This window comes from Paraburkholderia sp. EG287B (genome assembly GCF_040965595.1).
Classification (GTDB): Bacteria; Pseudomonadota; Gammaproteobacteria; order Burkholderiales; family Burkholderiaceae; genus Paraburkholderia.
The window spans coordinates 222,496-243,042 of the sequence record NZ_JBFRCG010000017.1; the positions used below are offsets into that span (position 1 = coordinate 222,496).

The following is a 20,547-nucleotide window of genomic DNA, read 5'->3' on the forward strand; positions in this document are numbered from 1 at the left end:
ATCCGGTGCGCATGAGTCAAACCGCGCCACTTCGGTGTTCCGCACAAATCTGGAGGCATGCATGAAGGGAAATCTGGTCATTGTCTGCCGCGATCAGGATGCGCTCGCGTTCGACCAGTTGATGGTCGAGTACGGCGCGTTCCAGACGCGCCTGTCATCGACCGCGTGGTACCTGAAACTCGACGCCACGCCCGAGCTGATTCAGGAAGAGATTCTTGCCCGCCTCGGCAAGTACACCACGCACTACATCTTCGAGGCCGACACCGTGACCTACAACACGGTGGACAACGAGGCCGCCGCCGCGCTCGACACGCTCTTCACGGCCTGAGCGGCTGCGCCCGACCTGACGTGGCTTAGCCTGGCTTATGCTGGCGTCGCTCTGGCGGCGCCTTCGGGCGGAACGTCCGGTTCCTGCGTGGTCAATACCAGCTCAATACCACGTCGAGCGCATCCGGCCATGCCCCGCCTCTTCGGTGCGGGCTTCCGCCAAACCATTCCCACGCGATTTACCAGATCTGCGCCGCTTCGGTGACGGTGCGCTCCACCACGTCGAACGCAAACGTCATGCGCACCGCGAGCCCGCCGCTCTCGCCGTTGCCGATCGAGAGCTCGCCGCCTGCGCGGCGCACCAGCCGCTCGACGATCGCGAGGCCGAGGCCGCTGTGGCCGTTGCCGCCGCGCGCCGGGTCGAGGCGCACGAACGGCCGGCTCGCCTGCGTCAGTTCCTGGTCGGGGATGCCCTTGCCGTGGTCGCGCACGGTGAGCGAAAAACCCGTCGCGCCGCGCTCGCTCTCGATCACGACGGGCGGTGCGCCATACGCATGCGCGTTGTCGAGCAGGTTCGAGACCACGCGCTCGAGCGTGGCCGCGGGCAGACGAAACTCCGGACCCGCGCGCAGACGCGTTTCGATCGCAACCGTCTCGCCGCTCGCCGTGCGGTGGTTGCGCGCGATGCGCTCGCACTGGTCGTCGACCTCGACGGGCTCGCTGCGATCGGCGCCGTCGTGCGCAAACACGAGGAACTGGTCGACGATGTGCGCCATCGACTCGACGTCGCGCACCACGCCGTCGCGCACCTTTTGCTCGTCCATCATTTCGGCGCGCAGGCGCAGCCGGGCAAGCGGCGTCTTGAGATCGTGCGCGACGCCCGCGAGCATGACGGCGCGGTCTTTCTCCGTACGCTCGACTTCCTTGACCATCTGGTTAAAGCCCAGCGTGAGCTGACGCAGCTCGCGCGGCCCGCGTTCGGGCACGGGCGGGACGGGCTCGCCGCGGCCAAAGCGCCCCACCGCCTGGGCGAGCGCGCTCAGCGGCTGCTGCAGCATCCAGGCGGCCACGAGCGCGGCGATCACGGCGGTGGCGAAAATGGTGATGACCCAGGGCAGAAACTTGTCGAGCGGCCGCATGATGCGCAGCGGCTGGCCCGGCAGGACGATCCAGCGGGCGTCCTGCGGCCCGCGCACCCACAGCGTGGGCGGCCCGCCGGGCGGCCCGACGCGCACGTCGGTGCCGGGCGGCATGCGTTCGCGCACGTCGTCGATGAAACGGCGCAGCGGCTCGGGCATGCGTTCGGTGACGGGCGGCACGGCGGGACTCGCCGGATCGACGAGCTGCACGCGCGAAGGCAGCGGCTGGTCGGGCTCGCGCTCGACGTGCTGGCGCACCGCGTCGACGAGGAAGGTCGCTTCCTCGACGGCGTAGCGCGTTTGCATCTGATTGTGTTCGACGCGCATGAGCGTGAACCAGGCGACATGCGACACCAGCAGAACGCCGATGAAGATAACCGCGAGGCGCCCGAACAGCGAATCAACCGGCCGGCGCATGGTTGCCCTGCTCTCCGTCGGGAACGAACACGTAGCCGCGTCCGCGTACGGTCTGGATGAAGCGCGGCGTGGACGGGTCGCTTTCGAGAATGCGCCGCAGACGCCACACCTGCACGTCGATGCCGCGGTCGGTGCCGTCGTACTCGGGACCGTGCAGCAACTCCAGCAGGCGCTCGCGCGTGAGCGTACGCATGGGGTGGTTCACGAAAATCTTCAGGAGGGCGAACTCGCTGCCCGACAGCATGATCGGCTTGCCTTCCTGCTGCAGCGTGCGCGACTGGAAGTCGAGCGTGAAGCGGCCGAACGCGTACGGCTCGCGCTGCTCGGGCGCCGCGGCCGAAGGCACCGTGCGGCGCCGGCGCAGCACCGCCTGCACGCGCGCGAGCAGCTCGCGCGGGTTGAACGGCTTGCCGAGGTAGTCGTCCGCGCCGAGTTCGAGGCCGACGATGCGGTCCACGTCGTCCGCGCGCGCCGTCAGCATGATCACGGGGATGTCGTCGCCGGCCGCGCGCAGCTTGCGCAGCGCGGTCAGGCCGTCGACGCCCGGCATCATCAAGTCGAGCACGATCAGGTCCGGGCGCTCGCGCTCGAGCCGCCGCTCCAGCGAGCCGGCGTCGTGCAGCACCGAGACTTCCATGCCCTGGCGCGCTAGATAGTCGCGCAGGAGGTCGCGTAGTTCGAGGTCGTCGTCGACGACAAGGATTTGAGTAGCCATGGGATGAAGTGTAACGCGCGCGCACGGGCCGTTTGCTTACAGCTCTTCCAGCTGGGTTACGAGGTGTTACCGCGAAAGGCGCGTGTAATGTCGCGTAATCTCGGCGGCCCGCCGCGTAACACGCGCCGCCTGCCGGATCGATACGCTAGGGACACCGGTTGCGAGCGCCACCACTTTCCGAAAGCGCCGCGCCAGACCGGATAAAACCCTCATGGATTTGTCAGGAGCATCACCATGTACAAGACGACTTCGCGCCTTCTCGCCATCGCCGCTGCCTCGCTCGCGCTCACCGTGGGCGCCACCGCCGCCAACGCCCAGACCCCGCCGCCGCCCCAGGGCGGTTCCGGCATGATGCACGGCGGTCCGGGCATGCATGGCGGCCCCGGCATGCACGGCGACTTCATGCTCGGCTTCAAGCAGCTGCACGACAAGCTGAACCTGAACGCCGCGCAGGAAAAGCAATGGCAGGCCGCGCTCGACACGATGAAGCAGAACGGTCAGGCCATGCGCAAGAATCATGAACAGATGAAGCAGCAGTTCGATTCGATGAAGAACCAGCCGATCCTCGACCTGAACGCCATGCACACGGCGCACGAGCAGGTCGAGCAGCAGAACCAGCAGCTGCGCGAGCAAACCACGCAAGCGTGGCTCGCCTTCTACAACGGCCTGAACGACCAGCAGAAGACGACCGTGAGCACGGCGATCAAGGAGCGCTTCGCGAAGATGGAGCAGCGCCACGAGCAGATGCGCGAGCGCTGGGAGCAGCACCACAAGGGCGGCGCTTCGGCACCGGCTGCGCAGCAGTAATCGGCACACGCGCGCGCGCAAAAGCGCGACAAAGCGCCGCGGGATTCGCACCCCGCGGCGCTTTTTTCATGGCGCGGGCGCTTGCCGGCCGCTGCCGGTCAAAGGCTCAGGCGAGATCGAACAGCAGCACTTCGGCCGCTGCGCCCTTCGCGAGCGCGACGGCCGCCTCAGCCTCGATCATCGCGGCATCGCCGGCTTCGAGGCGCTGGCCGTTCACCTCCAGCGCGCCGCGCGCCACATGCAGATAGACACGCCGCCCGGCGGGCACCGCGTACTCGACGCGCTCCTCGCCGTCCACCAGAGCCGCGTAGATCGAGGCATCCGACTGCACGGTCACCGAGCCGTCGCGCCCGTCTGGCGAGGCGACGAGGCGCAGCCGGCCGCGCTTGTCGGCGTCGTCGAAGCGCTTTTCCTCGTAGCCGGGCGCGCCGCCGCGCTCGCGCGGCAGCAGCCAGATCTGCAGCAGGTGCGCTTCCTCTTCCTTCGAGCCGTTGAACTCGCTGTGCATCACGCCGGTGCCGGCGCTCATGCGCTGCACGTCGCCGGGGCGGATGGTCGAGCCGTTGCCCATGCTGTCGCGGTGCGCGAGCGCGCCGGACAGCACATAGGTCACGATCTCCATGTCGCGATGGCCGTGCGCGCCGAAGCCCTGGCCGCCCGCGATACGGTCGTCGTTGAGCACCCGCAGCGCACCGTAGTGCATATGCGCTTCGTCGAAATAGTCGGCAAACGAAAAGCTGTGGTACGAGTCGAGCCAGCCGTGGTTGGCGTGGCCGCGTTCGTCGGCGCGTCGGATGGTCAGCATGGCAATCTCCGGTCAATCATGTCGATATCCAAAGGTAAGGGCGGCGGCCCGCTTGCACAATCCGCAGCAGCGCACCGCATCGTTTCGCCAGCAACATCAATGGGCTGCGTTGCCGGCGTCGCCCTGCGTCAGACCCGCACGCCCTCCGGCTTCGGGTAAAATACCGCGCTTTTCGGCCAGCGTGAGCCTGATGGCCCGGGGTGGACACCCCCGTGGCGGCTACCCCGCCCCGCCAGCGCGCGCTGCCGCCGGGGCCGGAGTGCGCCGCGCTTTCCGACCCGCATTTTTGATCGCCTAGAATGGCGGCCAACGGCCACGAGCCGGTCCGCCTTGCGTCGGCCGCGCGCCCCTTACCGCGCCGCGCCACCCGTATCAGTCGTGCATGGGACGGAGTCAGTGCTAAAAAGGCACGCGCTCCGGCTCGACAGGAGAATGATGAAGAAGTTTGCAGTGTGCGTGGCGCTCGCCCTGATCGCAGGCAGCGCCGCCGCCAAAGAGTGGAAAACCGTGCGCATCGGCGTGGACGCCAGCTATGCGCCGTTCGAATCCAAAGCGCCGAACGGACAGATCGTCGGCTTCGATGTCGACCTCACGAAAGCGCTGTGCGCGCGCATGAACGTGAAGTGTGTCTGGGTCGAAAACGACCTCGACGGCATCATCCCGGCGCTCAAGGCCCGCAAGTTCGATGCGATCGTGTCGTCGCTGACCATTACGCCGCAGCGCGCCCAGCAGATCGACTACTCCACGAAGATGTTCGATGCGCCCGCACGCATGCTCGCGCGCGCGGGCTCGCCGCTCCTGCCCACGCCGGCTTCGCTCAAGGGCAAGAACGTGGGCGTCGAGCAGGGCTCGACCCAGGAAGCGTACGCAAAGGCGCACTGGGCGCCGCGGGGCGTGAATGTGATCTCGTACCAGAATCAGGATCAGGTCTACCAGGATCTGATCGCCGGGCGCCTCGACGCCACGCTGCAAGACGAGGTCCAGGCGGATTTCGGCTTCCTGAAAACGCCGCGCGGCAAGGGCTTCGCGTGGGCGGGCACGGAAGTGGAAGACCCGGCTACGATCGGCGACGGCACCGCCATCGGCCTGCGCAAGGACGACGCCGAACTCAAAGCGAAGTTCAACACGGCGCTGGCCGCGATTCATGCGGACGGCACGTTCGACAGGATCGCGAAGCAGTACTTCGACTTCGATATCTACAAAGGCAAGTGAACGGGAACGCACACGCAGGTAAATAAACAACGAGACACCCACCGCTCGCGCCTCGCGCCACGACACATCGAAGCCCCGGGGGCTCCCCGATAGACCGCCACCGGGCTTCGTATACAGTCACAGGCGCGCTCACGAGCGCAATCGCATCGGCCCGCGCGCGACCAGGCTACAACCCGCGCGGCCATGACCGGATTTGAACCGCGGCAGACAGCCGCGCCTTTCGCGGTGTGAGAAACGCACCGTCAAGGACTCGCCCATGTTTCTTCAAGGCTACGGCCCGCTGATCCTCGCCGGCACCTGGCAGACCGTCAAGCTCGCCGTGCTGTCGCTCGCGCTCTCGTTCGTGCTCGGGCTGATCGGCGCGGCGGCCAAGCTCTCCAAAAACCGCGTCGCGCACGGCGCGGGCACGCTCTACACCACGCTCATTCGCGGCGTGCCCGATCTCGTGCTCATGCTGCTGCTCTTCTACAGCATCCAGATCTGGCTGAACAACCTCACCGACATGCTCGGCTGGGATCAGATCGACATCGATCCGTTCCTCGCGGGCGTGGTCGTGCTGGGCTTCATCTACGGCGCGTACTTCACGGAAACCTTCCGCGGCGCGTTCCTCGCCGTGCCGCGCGGCCAGCTCGAAGCGGGCCACGCCTACGGCATGACGGGCTGGCAGGTGTTCACGCGCATCATGTTCCCGCAGATGATGCGCTTCGCGCTGCCCGGCATCGGCAACAACTGGCAGGTGCTCGTGAAGTCCACGGCGCTCGTCTCGATCATCGGCCTCGCCGACGTCGTGAAGGCAAGCCAGGACGCCGGCAAGGGCACGCTGCGCTTCTTCTTCTTCACGCTGCTCGCCGGCGCGATCTATCTCGTCATCACCACGGTCTCCAACTTCGTGCTGATGTATCTCGACAAGCGCTACTCCACCGGTGTGCGCAAGGCGGATCTATAAATAGCGCGAGGCCAAGACCATGCAAGACTTCGTCCAACTGATCCAGCAATACTGGCGCAACTACCTCTTCTCCGACGGCTATCATTTCAGCGGCGTGGCCATCACGCTATGGCTGCTCGTGATCTCGATCGGACTCGGCTTCTGCCTCTCGGTGCCGCTCGCCGTGGCCCGCGTGTCGAAGAAGAAGTGGCTCGCCGGGCTCGTGTGGCTCTACACCTACATCTTCCGCGGCACGCCGCTCTACGTGCAGCTGCTGCTGTGCTACACGGGCCTCTACAGCCTCGAGATCGTGCGCAACCACGAACTCACGAGCGCGTTCTTCAGGAGCGGCATGAACTGCACGCTGCTGGCGTTCACGCTCAACACCTGCGCGTACACCACCGAAATCTTCGCGGGCGCGATCAAGGCAACGCCCTACGGCGAGATCGAGGCCGCGCGCGCGTACGGCATGTCGCAATTCACGCTGTACCGCCGCGTGATCCTGCCTTCGGCGCTGCGCCGCGCCCTGCCCTACTACAGCAACGAAGTCATTCTGATGCTGCACGCAACGACCGTGGCCTTCACGGCGACCGTGCCGGACATCCTGAAGATCGCGCGCGACGTGAACTCGGCGACGTATCAGTCGTTCGGCGCGTTCGGCATCGCCGCACTCCTGTACCTGATCATTTCTTTCACGCTCGTGTGGCTGTTCCGCCGCGCGGAGCGCCGCTGGCTCGCGTACCTGCGACCGCAAGGCAAGTGAGCCCGCGAGGGCGTGTTTAAAGGTCAATTGATGAATTCCCAGAAGCAGAAGCTGTTCGTCGACTCCATCCACAAGAAGTACGGCGACAACGAAGTCCTCAAGGGCGTGTCCCTGAAAGCCAATGCCGGCGACGTGATCAGCGTGATCGGCTCGTCCGGATCGGGCAAGAGCACGATGCTGCGTTGCATCAACTTCCTCGAGCAGCCCAACGAAGGGCGCATCGTGGTGGACGGCGAGGAAGTCGCCACCCGCGCGGACAAGCGCACGGGCGCCCTGCACCCCGCCGACGCAAAGCAGCTCCAGCGCGTGCGCACCAAGCTCGCCATGGTGTTCCAGCACTTCAACCTGTGGTCGCACATGTCGGTGCTCGAGAACGTGATCGAGGCGCCCGTGCACGTGCTGGGACTGCCACGCAAGGAAGCCGAAGAGCGCGCGCGCACCTATCTGGAGAAGGTCGGTCTCGCGCCTCGCGTGGAGAAGCAATACCCCTCGCACCTCTCGGGTGGTCAGCAGCAGCGCGTGGCGATTGCCCGCGCGCTCGCCATGCACCCCGACGTCATGCTGTTCGACGAGCCGACCTCGGCGCTCGACCCCGAACTCGTGGGTGAAGTGCTCAAGGTCATGCAGAAGCTCGCCGAGGAAGGCCGCACGATGATCGTGGTCACCCACGAAATGGGTTTCGCGCGCAACGTTTCGAACCACGTCATGTTCCTGCACAAGGGACTCGTGGAAGAGGAAGGTAAGCCGGCCGAGGTCTTCGCCAATCCGAAGAGCGAGCGCCTGCGCCAGTTCCTTTCAGGCAGCCTCAAGTAAGACGACTCACAGGGTCGCCGCCTTTCGGCGATGTAGTAAAAGTAGTTTTACAAGGCGCTTACAGCGCCTTTTCTTTTTTGGACTTTTGCCCTCGAAAAGCCGCGCGATTAGCCGCAAAAACGGCGTTTTTCGCATTACTCCTTGTGAAATCCCTCGTCAATAGTGGCAATCCTGAACTCAGCCATTCAATTGACGTGAGTCCCTTGTCCCACAAGGTTTTCGACCTGGTTGTAGTACCTCTCTGACCACCATCCAGGAAGACCATATTGCAATTTGACGACATCCCGGGGGGCGAGCACGAATTAGTTCGCCAGCGCGGACCTTTTTTGCTAAATTAGTAACCAAAGTAGCAAAACAAAGTTCATTAAAAGTAGTTTCACTTCAAAAAGAACGGGAGATGCCAGTCAACCAGGGGACCTGCAAGACGACCCAGCCCGGGTCATGCAGCGGCACCAGCCCGTACGCCGGTCCTCGGGGTAATTCTCCCTCACGCGACGATTTCTGTTCGCAGCGCCGCCAAGCGCACGGACGTCTTTCGCAGTACTAAGGTTGACTCTTTGACAGGGTATGGAGGAGAAGATGAAGAAAGCTTTGCTCGCCGCAGCATTGATGTCGGCTGGCGTGATCGCGCATGCACAAAGCAGCGTCACGCTCTACGGCCGCCTGGATATGGGTGTGGCGTATATGAACGGCATTGGTGCAGGTGGCACCTCAACGACTCCGGCTACGCACGGCTCGAGCCAGGTTCAGCTCGAAAGCGGCTACTGGGGCACCAGCCTCTGGGGCATGAAGGGCGTTGAGGACATCGGTGGCGGCAACAAGGTTCTGTTCCACCTGGAAGGCAGCTTCAGCACTGCGAACGGCACGCTCGGCTCGGCCGGCTCGCTCTGGAATCGCTGGGCGACTATCGGTGTAGCGAACGACCAGTTCGGTACGCTGCTGGCTGGCCGCATGCTGTTCATCTCCAACGGCATTTGGGACTTCGATCCGTTCGGTCAGTCGAACTGGTCGTCGGCTTCGATGGTCCGTGGCCGCAACTGGCCGCAATCGAGCAACAACATTTCGTACCAGTCGCCGAACTGGATGGGCTTCGACGTGTACGGCCAGTACGCGTTCTCGAACGCGACGAACTGGAACGGCAACGGCTCGACGAGCCAGGGTCGCGAAGCTGGCCTGCAGCTGACCTACACGAGCTCGCTGTTCCAGATCCGCGGTCTGTATGACGAAATCCGCAATCCGGACAACGGCCAACTGGGCGGCGTGTACAACGCGCTCAACGGCGCCAATGCTCCTGTCGGTGCTACGCAGGCAAACGGCAATGGCGTGTTCGCGTACTCGCGTGACTACATGGCCATGTTCAACCTGTTCCTCGGCGCATTCAAGGTTCAGGGCGGCTATGAAGCCATCCGTTCGTCGGGCATGAACCCGGGCATCATCGGCCAGCCGACGACGCTCGACCACGAGTGGGGCGGCGTGACGTGGCAAATGACGCCGGCTGCAGCGCTGATCGCCGCGGTCTACCACGTCAATGCGAACAACGGCGGCGGCAACGCCACGCTGTACACGATCGGCGGTTCGTACAACCTGTCCAAGCGCACGCTGCTCGACATCCAGGCAGGCACGGTGCAGAACAGCAAGACGGCCAACTTCGGCCTGAACGCCAACAACTTCGGTACGACTGCTGCAACGGGCAACCCGCTGCCGGGCCACAGCCAGGTTGGCGTGTACGCAGGTATCCAGCACTCGTTCTAATTCGAAGCGAGTGTAGAAAGAACAGCTACATCGACGTTTTCACGCTGCTGCGAGAGGCGCGTATCGGTGCGATGTCCGAAAGGGTATCGCACCGTTTTTTATTCTGGGGACGGGCCGCGCAAGCGGCGCCGTCCCTTTTTCTATGGGTGCTTCCGGTGTTCGAAGGCGCGCGGCCTCAAACCGCCGCTTCGTTTTCCTCGCCCGTGCGAATGCGGATCACGCGCTCCACGTCGGTCACGAAGATCTTGCCGTCGCCAATCTTGCCGGTGCGCGCCGCGCCGATGATCGCGTCGATCACCTGGTCGGCCTGGTCGCTCGCGACCACCACCTCGATCTTCACCTTCGGCAGGAAGTCGACCACGTATTCGGCGCCGCGGTAAAGCTCCGTGTGGCCCTTCTGGCGGCCGAAGCCCTTGACCTCGGTGACGGTCAGGCCCGTGAGGCCCACTTCGGCGAGCGCCTCGCGCACTTCGTCGAGCTTGAACGGTTTGATCACGGCAGTAATGCGTTTCATGGCGAACCTCGTCTCGTTATCGGATTTGTCGGAAATTTCGGAACATATCGGGATTCTACGCTGTGCGGCCGGGGCTCACGCCGAGGGCTTGCCCGCAGGCGCCGCGCTCGCCCCGCCCGCTTCGTCGGGTACGCGCTCCAGATCGGCGAGCCAGACCACCGACTCCGAATCGCTGGGCGCGCGCCAGTCGCCGCGCGGCGAGAGCGAGCCGCCCGAGCCGACCTTCGGCGCATTCGGAATGCAGGTGCGCTTGAACTGGCTCTGGCGGAAGAAGCGGTCGAGGAAAATGCGCAGATTGCGCTTGATCGACGCGAGATCGTACTGATTGCGCGCGACCTTCGCGTTCTCGGGCCACGCGCCCGCTTCGCGGTCACCCCACGCGTGGCGCGCGAGGAACGCGACCTTCGAAGGCGCGAAGCCAAAGCGCAGCGTGTAGTAGAGGTTGAAGTCCTGCAACTCGTAGGGGCCGATCGTGCTTTCGGTTTTCTGCTCGGGCGCGCCATCGGACTTGCCGGGGATCAGCTCCGGGCTGATGTCGGTGGCGAGAATCGCTTCGAGCACGTCGCGGCCGCTCTCCCCGTTCTGGCCAATCTGGCCCGTTTCGGCCACCCAGCGCACGAGGTGCGTGATGAGCGTTTTCGGCACGCTCGCATTCACGTTGTAGTGCGACATGTGATCGCCCACCCCGTAGGTGCACCAGCCGAGCGCAAGCTCGGAGAGATCGCCCGTGCCGATCACGATCGCGTGGTTGAAGTTGGCGAGGCGGAACAGGTGATTCGTGCGCTCGCCGGCCTGCACGTTTTCAAAAGTGATGTCGTAGGTTTCGCGGCCTTCCGAGTACGGATGGCCGAGGTCTTCGAGCATCTGCATGCAGCTCTGGCGAATGTCGATTTCGCGCGCCGTGCAGCCGACCAGCGCCATCAGCTCGCGCGCCTGGCGCAGCGTGCGCTCGCTCGTGGCGAACCCGGGCATGGTGTACGCGAGGATGTTCGCGCGCGGCAGCCCGAGGCGATCCATCGCCTTCGCGCACACGAGCAGCGCATGTGTGGAGTCGAGCCCGCCCGAGACGCCGATCACCACCTTCTTGATGCCCGCCTGCGAAAGCCGCTGCACGAGCGCCTGCACCTGGATGTTGTAGACCTCGTTGCAGCGCTCGTCGCGCCGCTTCGGATCGGCCGGCACATAGGGGAAGCGCTCCACGCGGCGCGAGAGCGCGAGCGTGTCGCGCCGCCATGCGCCCTCGCCGGCCAGCTCGCATGAGATCACACGGAACTTCGCGACTTCATCGGCGTGGCGGCGGATCGAATCGCCGAACGTGGTCTGGCGGATGCGCTCCTGCTGCAGCCGCGCGAGATCGACATCGGCGAAGATGAGGTGCGAGTCGTCGGAGAAGCGCTCCGACTGCGCGAGCAGCTCGCCGTTTTCGCACACGAGCGCGTGGCCGTCCCAGGCCATGTCGGTGGTCGATTCGCCCTTGCCCGCCGAGGTGTACAGATACGCGGCGAGACAACGCGCCGACTGTTGCGAGACCAGCTGCTGCCGGTAGCCCGCCTTGCCCACCACGACGTTCGACGCCGAAAGATTGACGAGCACCGAAGCGCCCGCGAGCGCCGCGAACGACGACGGCGGGATCGGCACCCAGACGTCCTCGCAGATTTCCACGTGAAAGCGCAGGCCCGCGACCTGCGGCACCTCGAACAGCAGCGACGCGCCGAACGGCACATCCGCGCCGGCGAGGCGCACGGTGTCGGTGCTCGCGCTATCGGCGGCGCTGAACTGGCGCGGTTCGTAGAATTCGCCGTAGTTCGGCAAGAAGCTCTTGGGCACGACGCCCGCCACACGCCCGCCCGCCACGACGGCTGCACAGTTGAAGAGCGAATGCCCCGCGCGCACCGGCAGCCCCACGATCATCACGATCGGCAACGCCGCCGACGTTTCCACGATCTGCGCGAGTGCACGCTCGCAGGCGTCGAGCAACGCTTGCTGATGGAACAGGTCGTCGCAGGTATAGGCCGAAAGCCCAAGCTCGGGGAACGCGACGAGCGCCGCGCCCTGCGCGGCGGCCTCGCACGCGAGCGCGAGCGTCTCGCTGGCGTTGAATGCGGGATCGGCCACACGGCAGCGCGGCACGCCCACGGCCACGCGCGCAAAGCCGTGCGTATAGAGATTGAAGAAGCGCTCTTTCATTTCGATAACCTTGAGGCGGGCGCGCTGCGCACGCAAGCGCGCGCTCTGACGTTCGGGCTGCTTGATACCGCTTGAAGCCGCTTTGAAACCGCTCGATGCTGCCTGGCTGACGCCGCTGCACGAAGCGCGGCGGTCCTCACCCGCTCGGGACGTTTGCTTTACCATGACCGTTTGCCGCTGCAGGCGCTGCTGAACGACCCAAGCCGCATCCCACGCCAACGGGCACGCATGAAACAGGAACATTTCGATTATCGCACGGGCATCCTCGGCTCACCGTCCGAGGTCGACGCCGCCGAATGGAACGCGCTGCTCGCGCGCCAGGCGCAGCCTACGCCTTTTTTGCGCCACGAATTCCTCGCGGCGCTCGACGCCACGCGCTGCACCACGCCCAACGAGGGCTGGGCCGCGCAATTCGTCACGCTCACCGACACGCGCACGGGCCGCCTCGCCGCCGCCGCGCCGGTGTATCTGAAGGGCCACTCGTACGGCGAGTACGTGTTCGACTGGGCCTGGGCCGACGCATACAAGCGCAACGGCCTCGAGTACTACCCGAAGCTCCTGTGCGCCGTGCCGTTCACGCCGGTACAGGGTACGCGTCTGATCGCCGCCGACGCAACCGCGCGCCGCCATCTGGCCGCGACGCTGCTCGCGTTCGCCGAGCAGGCCGACGTCTCGTCCCTGCACGTGCTCTTTCCGACCACCGAAGACGCCGAGGCGCTGACCGATCTCGGCATGATGCAGCGCGAAGGCGTGCAGTTTCACTGGCTCAACGACGGCTATCGCGACTTCGAGGACTTCCTCTCCACGCTGGAGCAGAAAAAGCGCAAGAACATCCGCGCGGAACGCCGCAAGGTGCACGACGCGGGCGTGACGATGCGGCGCGTGCGCGGCGAGGACATCAGCGACACCGAGTGGCGCTTTTTCAGCCGCTGCTACCGGCAAACCTACCGCGAGCATTTCTCTTCGCCGTACCTGAATCTCGACTTCTTTCGCATGATCGGCGAGACGATGCCGGAGAATCTGCTGCTCGTGATCGCCGAGCGCGAAGGCAAGCCGATCGCGAGTTCGCTCGTGGTCTGGCAACGTGGCGAGAATGGCCAGGGCGGTACGCTCTATGGCCGCTACTGGGGCGCGCTCGAACACGTGCCCTGCCTGCACTTCGAGACCGCGTATTATCAGCCGCTCGAATTCTGCATCGAGGAAAAGCTCGACGTGTTCGAAGGCGGCGCGCAAGGCGAACACAAGATGGCGCGCGGTTTCCTGCCCACCGCCACGCGCTCGGCGCATTGGCTCGCCCATCCGGCGTTCTCCGATGCCGTCGCGCGCTTTCTCGAGAGCGAGACGAACCACATTCACGCCTACATGCACGAACTCAATGAGCGCAATCCTTTTCGAGCGTGATGCGCGCGTTGCCCGTAAGTAAAATTCACGCGCGGTGTGTCCTGAAACACGCTCGCCCATAACGATCATCGCTTCCAGAACTATGCCGTGGTTCCTCTACATGCTCGAATGCGCCGACGGCAGCGTCTACACGGGCATCGCCATCGACGTCGCCGCCCGCTTCGCCCAGCACGCGAGCGGCACGGGCGCGCGCTACACGCGCTCGCGCAAGCCGGTGCAGGTGCTCGCGCAATTCGAGTTCGCCGACCGTGCGCGCGCCTCGAGCGCCGAGTACTGGGTCAAGCGCCTCACCCCACGCGAAAAGCGCGCGCTCGCGGGCGGCGCGCGTACGCTCGAATCGGTCCTGCCCCCGCCGCCCCCGGAAGAAGCCCCGGAAACCGCAGCGCCCGAATGAGCAAACGCCTCGCGCCAAGAGCGTTTGCTCTTTTCATCGAACGCGCCGTCTAAAGCCTAAAGCCGCCGCAGCCCTCGCCGTTATTGCTCACAAGACGCCGGTCTTAGCCCCCGGCGTGCGCTCTCATTTCACCTCGCAAGCCGAAGGGACCGGTGAAGCATGAAGAGACCCATTAAAACGGAGACGAGCCAGCTTGCCCCCGGTTGGCACGGATTGCGGCGCACGACCGCGGTCCTGCTGCCGCTATGGCTGCTCGCTGCCGTCATGGCCGCGATCGCCGCGGTCAGCCTCTCGATCATGTCGATCCTGCTTGCCTATGTGGCGGGGGAAAGCAGTTGGTCGAAGGGTCAGAAGGACGCGGTTCACGCGCTGGAGCGCTATGCACGCACCGGCGACGAGGTGGACTACCGCGCGTTCCTCGCCGGCATTGCCGTGCCGCTCGGCGACCGTGCGGCGCGGCTAGAGATGAACCGCGCGCAGCCGGACACCGCGGCGATCCGGCACGGTTTCGAGCTGGGCCGCATCGCACCCGCCGATATGGACGGCATGACCTGGGGCTACCGTACGCTCAAGAACACGCCGTGGATGCGCCCGGCCGTGGCCTTCTGGGAGATCGGCGACCGTTATATCCTGCGTCTTGCCGATACCGGCGAACGCCTGCACGCGCTCGTGCAGGCGGGCAAACTGCACGCGCCCGAATCCACCGGCCTCGTGCAGGAACTGCGCGAGATCGACAGCCAGCTCGCGCCCATCGAAAGCGGCTTCTCCCGCTCGCTCGACGACGCCGCGCGCGCCACACGCTCGCTCCTCACGCTCGCGCTCGCCGCCTCCGCGATCGTGCTGCTCGGCGTGTTCTCGCAATTCATCCGCCGCGCGCTCGCACGCAGCGACCGCCTCGAAGCCGAAGTGCGCAAGAACGAGGAGCGCCTCACGCTCGGCTTTGAAGGCATCAACGCCGGACTCTGGGACTGGGAGGTCGGCAGCCGGCAATGCTACTTCTCGAACTGGCTCTACGAGCAGCTCGGCTACGACGTGGGCACGCGCTTCGAAAGCGACACGGGCCTCACCCAGCTCGTCCACCCGGACGACCTCACGCTCGTGCGCCACGCACTGCGCCAACACCTTGCGCGCGCCACGACTTTCGACGTGGAGTTTCGGCTGCGCACGCTCGCGGGCAGCTACTGCTGGTGCCGCGCGCGCGGCCAGGCGGTGCGCGACGCGCGCGGGCGCGCCGTGCGCATGGTCGGTTGCCTGTTCGACATTTCCGAACTGAGGACCGCCGAAGCGAAGGCCTATACCGAACGCGAACTGGCGGAGGTCACGCTGGCCTCGATCGGCGAAGCCGTGATTCGCACCGACGAGCACGCGCGCGTGACCTACTGCAACGCGGTGGCCGAGCGCATGCTCGGCCGCGCGGCCGCCGGGATGCTCGCGCAACCGTTCGACGCGATCTGCGATCTGCGCAACGACGCGCACGAACAGCAGCGCTTCGATCTCCTGATGAATTCTCAGGCGGCAGGCAACGCAGGCGGCGCCAGTCTGCATGTGCTGCGCCCGAACGGCTCGCGTCTCGCGGTCGACTACTCGGTGTCGAGGCTGCGCGACGCGCAACGCCGCGTGATCGGCACCGTCATCGTGCTCTACGACGTGAGCGCGCTGCGCGAGCATGCCGCCCGCCTCGCCTACCAGGCGACCCACGACGAGCTCACCGACATCTATAACCGCCGCGAATTCGAGCGGCGTCTGGCCGCGTTGCTCGACGAGAGCGCGAGCGCACCTGCCGGACAGCCTGGCCATGCGGTCATGTTCCTCGACCTCGACCAGTTCAAGGTCGTCAACGACACCTGCGGCCACTCGACCGGCGACGAATTGATCCGCCAGGTCTGCCGCGTGCTCAAGAGCGAGTTGCGCGGCGAGGACATCATTGCGCGCCTGGGCGGCGACGAATTCGGCGTCGTGCTGCCGCATTGCACGGCGGCGCACGCGTCGCTGCTTGCGGAGAACCTGCGCGCGGGCATTGCCGCGATCCGCTTCACGGGCGCCGGGCGCATCGTGCAGACGAGCGTGAGCATAGGACTCGTCGGCGACGCGGCGGGACTGGTTTCCGTGAAAGAGGTGATGAAGGCCGCGGACGTGGCGTGCTACATGGCGAAGAAGAAAGGCCGCAACCGCGTGCACCGCTTTCGCTATGACGACGAGGAACTCTCGCAAACGCACGCGCAGATGGCGTGGGTCTCCGACATCAAGGCGGCGCTCGAGAACGGCCAGTTCTGCCTGTTCGGCCAGAAGATTCTCTCGCTCGCGCAATCGTCCACATCGGCATCGGCGGCCGACGACACGCACGTCGAACTGCTGCTGCGCATGCAGTCCGCCTCAGGCGCGCTCGTCGAGCCTTCCGCGTTCATCGGCGCGGCCGAGCGCTTCGACCTCATGCCGGCCATCGACCGCTGGGTGATCGCGAGCGCGTTCGCGATGATCGCCGAAGGCACGCACGATTACGGCACCTGGTCGATCAACCTCTCGGGCGCCTCGCTCGGCGACGAGCAGCTCGCCGACTATATCGAGGAGCAGCAGCGCATCTGGTCGATCCCGTTCGAGCGCGTGTGTTTCGAGATCACCGAAACCGCCGCGATCACGAACCTGGACGAGGCGATCACGCTCATCGAACGCCTGCGCGCGCAGGGCTGCCGCTTCGCGCTCGACGACTTCGGCGCGGGCATGTCGTCGTTCAGCTACCTCAAGCATCTGCACGTCGATTATCTGAAGATCGACGGCAGCTTCATACGCGGCATCATCGACAGCCCGCTGGACCAGGCCATCGTGCGATCGATCAACCAGGTCGCCCACGCCGCGGGCAAGCTGACGATCGCCGAGTGCGTGGAGGACGCCGCCATCGTGGACTGGATGATCGCGATGGGCGTGGACTACGCGCAGGGCTACGCGGTGGGTAGGCCCGCGCGGCTCGACATCCTGCGCGGCCCCGAACTGCGCGACGTCGCCGAAGTGGATTGATCGCGCCCATGAAAAAACCGCACGGCCCTGACAGGCACGTGCGGTTTTCGATCAAACCTGCAGCGCGATTTACTTCTTGAAGTTCGCCACGCCTTCGGTGATTTCCTTGTGGGCGGCTTCGATGCCGACCCAGCCTTCGACCTTGACCCACTTGCCCTTTTCGAGCGCCTTGTAGTTCTCGAAGAAGTGCTTGATCTGGTCTTTCAGGTACTCGGGCACGTCGTCGAGCGACTTGAGGTTGGCCGTCATCGGGCAGACCTTGTCGTGCGGGACCGCGATCAGCTTCGCGTCGACGCCGGACTCGTCGGTCATCTGCAGCATGCCGAGCGCGCGCGAGCGCACCACCGAGCCTGCCAGCAGCGGGAACGGCGTGATCACGAGCACGTCGACCGGGTCGCCATCGCCGGAGAGCGTCTGCGGAATGAAGCCGTAGTTCACGGGATAGCGCATGCCCGTGCCGACGAAACGGTCGACGACGAGCAGGCCCAGGTCCTTGTCGGCTTCGTATTTCACCGGATCGCTTTGCGCGGGAATCTCGATGATCACGTTGAAGTCTTGCGGCAGATCCTTGCCGGCGGGGACATTTGCAAAGCTCATGAGCGCTCTCTGTTGAGAAGGGGAAAAATCGACGGCTCGCGCGGAAAAACGGCGCAGAACCGAACGTCGCGGACGTTGGAGGATGGACGCCATTATAGCCAATCGGCCAGGGCGGCCGGCAGTTCGGCCCAGGGCTTTCCCGCACGCAGATGAAGTGCCTGCTGAATTGCTGCGCGTGGCGCCCGCAATTGGCGCGATAATCGATCTGCCGGCGCGGCCCTCCATCGGGCGATCCGAGGCACGTTTCGGCGACGTTTCCCGTTTTGCGTTTCCCCTTCCTCGTTTCACCCCCGCTTCACTCCCTATTTACGAGGCGCATGCATGGAAGAAGCGAAGCACTTCATCGGCGGCGAGTGGCAATCGCCCGCCAGCGGCGAGACGCTCGCCGCGATCGATCCCTCCACCGGCCAGCCCTTCGCGCAGCTCGCGCGCGGCAATGCAGCCGACATCGACGCGGCCGTCTCGGCCGCACGCAACGCCTTTGAAGGCGCCTGGGGCGCACTGAGCGCCGCCGAGCGCGGGCGTCTGCTGTTCGCACTCTCGGGCCTCGTCGGCCAGAACAAGGAGGAACTCGCGCAACTCGAAGCGCGCGACACCGGCAAGCCGCTCAAGCAGGCGCGCGCCGACGCCGCCGCGCTCGCGCGCTATTTCGAGTTCTACGCCGGCGCCGCCGACAAGCTGCACGGCGAAACGCTGCCCTACCAGGCCGGCTACACGGTGCTCACGGTGCGCGAGCCGCACGGCGTGACGGGCCACATTGTGCCCTGGAATTACCCGATGCAGATCTTCGGGCGCAGCGTGGGCGCGGCGCTCGCCACCGGCAACGCGTGCGTGGTGAAGCCCGCCGAGGACGCCTGCGTGTCGCTGCTGCGCGTGGCCGAACTCGCGCGCGAAGCCGGCTTGCCCGCGGGCGCGCTCAACATCGTCACCGGGCTCGGGCATGAGGCGGGCGCGGCGCTCAGCGCGCATCCCGGCATCGACCACATCTCGTTCACGGGCTCGCCGCAAACGGGCAAGCTCGTCGCGCAGATGGCCGCCGAACACCACGTGCCCGTCACGCTCGAACTGGGCGGCAAGTCGCCGCAAATCGTCTTCGCCGATGCCGATTTCGACGCCGCGCTGCCCGTGCTCGTCGCCGCGATCGTGCAGAACGCGGGGCAGACCTGTTCGGCGGGCAGCCGCGTGCTGATCGAGCGCAGCGCCTACGAGCCGCTCATCGACCGCCTCGCCGCGTCGTTCGGCAAGTTGCGCGTGGGCCCGGCCAGTGCCGATCTCGACTGCGGCCCCCTTATCAACGAGAAGCAGCGCCAGCGCGTGCGCGGCTTTCTCGACGAAGCGGCCGCGAGCCGCATCGCCACGGCGGCAAGCGGCAGGCTCGAAGCCGATGCGCCGAGCGGCGGCTTCTACGAAGTCCCGACGCTCCTGCGCGACGTGCCGCCGCAAAGCCGCCTCGCCCAGGAGGAAGTGTTCGGCCCGGTGCTCGCGGCCATGCCCTTCGAGAGCGAGGAAGAAGCGCTCGCGCTCGCCAACGGCACGCCTTACGGCCTCGTCGCGGGCATCTGGACGCGCGACGGCGCGCGCCAGATGCGTCTTGCCCGGCGCGTGCGCGCGGGCCAAGTGTTCGTCAACAACTACGGCGCGGGCGGCGGCGTCGAATTACCGTTCGGCGGCACGCGCCACTCCGGACACGGGCGCGAAAAAGGCTTCGAAGCGCTCTATGGCTTCACGGTGCTCAAGACCATCGCGATCCGGCACGGCTGAATCATGTCGATAAACATAAACGGAGACATCATGCGACTCAAAGGCAAGACGGCCGTCGTGACGGGCGGCGGCTCGGGCTTCGGCGAAGGCATCGCCAGGACCTATGCGCGCGAAGGCGCGAACGTCGTCATCAACGATCTGAACGGTGACGCCGCCGAGCGCGTGGCGAGCGAGATTGCGCTCGCAGGCGGCAAGGCCATCGCCGTGCAAGGCGACATCACGCGCGAAGCCGACTGGCACGCACTGCGCGAGGCGGCGATCGAAGACTTCGGCAGCGTGCAGATCGTCGTCAACAACGCGGGCACCACGCATCGCAACAAGCCCGTGCTCGAAGTGAGCGAAGCGGAGTTCGACCGCGTGTACGCGGTCAACGTGAAGGGCCTCTACTGGAGCGTGCGCGCGTTCGTGCCGCACTTTCGCGAGCGCGGCGGCGGCGCGTTCGTCAATATCGCATCGACGGCCGGCATCCGGCCCCGGCCCGGGCTCGTCTGGTACAACGGCAGCAAGGGCGCGATGATCGTCGCCAGCAAGGCGCTCGCCGCCGAGCTGGGCCCCGACCAGATCCGCGTGAACTGCGTGAATCCCGTGATCGGCGATACGGGGCTCACGGCCGAGTTCATGGGCGTGCCCGACACGCCCGAGAACCGCCAGCGCTTCGTCGCGACCATTCCGCTCGGGCGTTTTTCCACGCCGCAAGACGTGGCCAACGCGTGCCTCTATCTCGCCTCGGATGAGGCGGCGTTCATCACCGGCACCTGCATCGAAGTGGATGGCGGGCGCTGCGTCTAGTTGCGCCCGCTAGCTGACCGATCGGTGTTTTCCCCGACAGATACGCGCCGTCGCGCCACGGCGGCGCGTATAGAATGATCGTGCTTTCGCGTCGAATACCCGCCATATCAAGGTGGCAATACAACAAACACGCCAACGAGCAAGATCGCTAAGGAGATGGTATGGACGCCTCCCTCCCGCGTCGGAACGGAGAGGCAGTAGGAACGGCGGAGCCCTCGCTGTACCCGACGGCATCAGAGTGCCAAAGTGGTGGTGTCAAAACGACCACTGAGGGTAA

18 protein-coding genes are annotated in these 20,547 nt (G+C 65.7%); 12 read left to right on the forward strand and 6 right to left on the reverse strand.

The features are described from left to right. Positions 1-61 precede the first annotated feature (61 nt). Positions 62-328: a hypothetical protein gene (locus AB4Y40_RS30255; RefSeq protein ID WP_028207711.1), complete on the forward strand. Its 267-nt coding sequence runs from the start codon at positions 62-64 to the stop codon at positions 326-328. A gap of 178 nt (positions 329-506) precedes the next feature. Here the strand turns inward: AB4Y40_RS30255 and AB4Y40_RS30260 are convergent, their stop codons facing one another. Beyond that, positions 507-1,823, reverse strand: a complete 1,317-nt coding sequence (locus AB4Y40_RS30260) for an ATP-binding protein (RefSeq protein ID WP_368690975.1) — start codon at positions 1,821-1,823, stop codon at positions 507-509. After that, positions 1,807-2,538 carry a response regulator gene (locus tag AB4Y40_RS30265; RefSeq protein ID WP_028207713.1) on the reverse strand — a complete coding sequence of 244 codons (732 nt, stop codon included), beginning with the start codon at positions 2,536-2,538 and terminating at the stop codon, positions 1,807-1,809. Before AB4Y40_RS30265 ends, AB4Y40_RS30260 begins: the two co-directional genes overlap by 17 nt. A 234-nt stretch (positions 2,539-2,772) precedes the next feature. Here AB4Y40_RS30265 and AB4Y40_RS30270 point away from each other — a divergent pair, with 234 nt between their 5' ends. Beyond that, the gene (locus AB4Y40_RS30270) at positions 2,773-3,345 is read left to right on the forward strand and encodes a periplasmic heavy metal sensor (RefSeq protein WP_368690976.1); all 573 of its coding nucleotides are present in this window, start codon (positions 2,773-2,775) and stop codon (positions 3,343-3,345) included. Positions 3,346-3,451: 106 nt separating this feature from the next. Here AB4Y40_RS30270 and AB4Y40_RS30275 read toward each other — a convergent pair whose 3' ends face one another. Then, positions 3,452-4,150 (reverse strand): pirin family protein, encoded by a 699-nt coding sequence (locus AB4Y40_RS30275; RefSeq protein WP_368690977.1) that lies wholly within the window; start codon positions 4,148-4,150, stop codon positions 3,452-3,454. 435 nt (positions 4,151-4,585) lie between these two features. On the opposite strand from AB4Y40_RS30275, the gene AB4Y40_RS30280 reads away from it, so the two are divergent. The 5 genes from AB4Y40_RS30280 (at position 4,586) to AB4Y40_RS30300 (ending at position 9,615) form a co-directional block, all read left to right on the forward strand. Beyond that, the gene (locus AB4Y40_RS30280; RefSeq protein ID WP_368690994.1) at positions 4,586-5,362 is read left to right on the forward strand and encodes an ABC transporter substrate-binding protein; all 777 of its coding nucleotides are present in this window, start codon (positions 4,586-4,588) and stop codon (positions 5,360-5,362) included. 256 nt (positions 5,363-5,618) lie between these two features. After that, positions 5,619-6,308, forward strand: coding sequence for an ABC transporter permease (locus AB4Y40_RS30285; RefSeq protein ID WP_028207717.1), 690 nt, complete (start codon positions 5,619-5,621; stop codon positions 6,306-6,308). Positions 6,309-6,327: 19 nt separating this feature from the next. Continuing rightward, positions 6,328-7,050, forward strand: coding sequence for an ABC transporter permease (locus AB4Y40_RS30290; protein ID WP_028210520.1), 723 nt, complete (start codon positions 6,328-6,330; stop codon positions 7,048-7,050). A 30-nt stretch (positions 7,051-7,080) separates the two neighbouring features. Next, positions 7,081-7,863: an ABC transporter ATP-binding protein gene (locus AB4Y40_RS30295; RefSeq protein WP_324159922.1), complete on the forward strand. Its 783-nt coding sequence runs from the start codon at positions 7,081-7,083 to the stop codon at positions 7,861-7,863. A 579-nt stretch (positions 7,864-8,442) separates the two neighbouring features. Next, positions 8,443-9,615 (forward strand): porin, encoded by a 1,173-nt coding sequence (locus AB4Y40_RS30300; RefSeq protein ID WP_368690978.1) that lies wholly within the window; start codon positions 8,443-8,445, stop codon positions 9,613-9,615. Positions 9,616-9,790: 175 nt separating this feature from the next. Here AB4Y40_RS30300 and AB4Y40_RS30305 read toward each other — a convergent pair whose 3' ends face one another. Both AB4Y40_RS30305 and AB4Y40_RS30310 read right to left on the reverse strand, forming a co-directional pair. Beyond that, entirely contained in the window at positions 9,791-10,129 is a 339-nt protein-coding gene (locus AB4Y40_RS30305; protein WP_028207721.1) for a P-II family nitrogen regulator, read from the reverse strand. 75 nt (positions 10,130-10,204) lie between these two features. Beyond that, a complete protein-coding gene (locus AB4Y40_RS30310) occupies positions 10,205-12,316 on the reverse strand; it encodes an NAD(+) synthase (protein WP_368690979.1) in 2,112 nt (703 codons plus the stop codon). Between the two features lie 228 nt (positions 12,317-12,544). Between AB4Y40_RS30310 and AB4Y40_RS30315 the strand changes: the two genes are divergently transcribed. From AB4Y40_RS30315 to AB4Y40_RS30325, 3 genes are all read left to right on the forward strand, one after another. Next, a complete protein-coding gene (locus tag AB4Y40_RS30315) occupies positions 12,545-13,717 on the forward strand; it encodes a GNAT family N-acetyltransferase (RefSeq protein ID WP_368690980.1) in 1,173 nt (390 codons plus the stop codon). A gap of 82 nt (positions 13,718-13,799) precedes the next feature. Continuing rightward, positions 13,800-14,111 (forward strand): GIY-YIG nuclease family protein, encoded by a 312-nt coding sequence (locus AB4Y40_RS30320; RefSeq protein WP_368690981.1) that lies wholly within the window; start codon positions 13,800-13,802, stop codon positions 14,109-14,111. Between the two features lie 159 nt (positions 14,112-14,270). After that, the gene (locus AB4Y40_RS30325) at positions 14,271-17,123 is read left to right on the forward strand and encodes an EAL domain-containing protein (protein ID WP_368690982.1); all 2,853 of its coding nucleotides are present in this window, start codon (positions 14,271-14,273) and stop codon (positions 17,121-17,123) included. 69 nt (positions 17,124-17,192) lie between these two features. On the opposite strand, the gene ppa is transcribed toward AB4Y40_RS30325, so the two are convergent. After that, complete coding sequence (gene ppa / locus AB4Y40_RS30330) at positions 17,193-17,720, reverse strand: inorganic diphosphatase (protein ID WP_028207725.1); 528 nt, start codon at positions 17,718-17,720, stop codon at positions 17,193-17,195. Between the two features lie 321 nt (positions 17,721-18,041). Here ppa and AB4Y40_RS30335 point away from each other — a divergent pair, with 321 nt between their 5' ends. Then, positions 18,042-19,481, forward strand: coding sequence for an aldehyde dehydrogenase family protein (locus AB4Y40_RS30335; protein ID WP_368690983.1), 1,440 nt, complete (start codon positions 18,042-18,044; stop codon positions 19,479-19,481). Between the two features lie 30 nt (positions 19,482-19,511). Further along, the gene (locus tag AB4Y40_RS30340; protein ID WP_069265421.1) at positions 19,512-20,270 is read left to right on the forward strand and encodes an SDR family oxidoreductase; all 759 of its coding nucleotides are present in this window, start codon (positions 19,512-19,514) and stop codon (positions 20,268-20,270) included. Positions 20,271-20,547 lie beyond the last annotated feature (277 nt).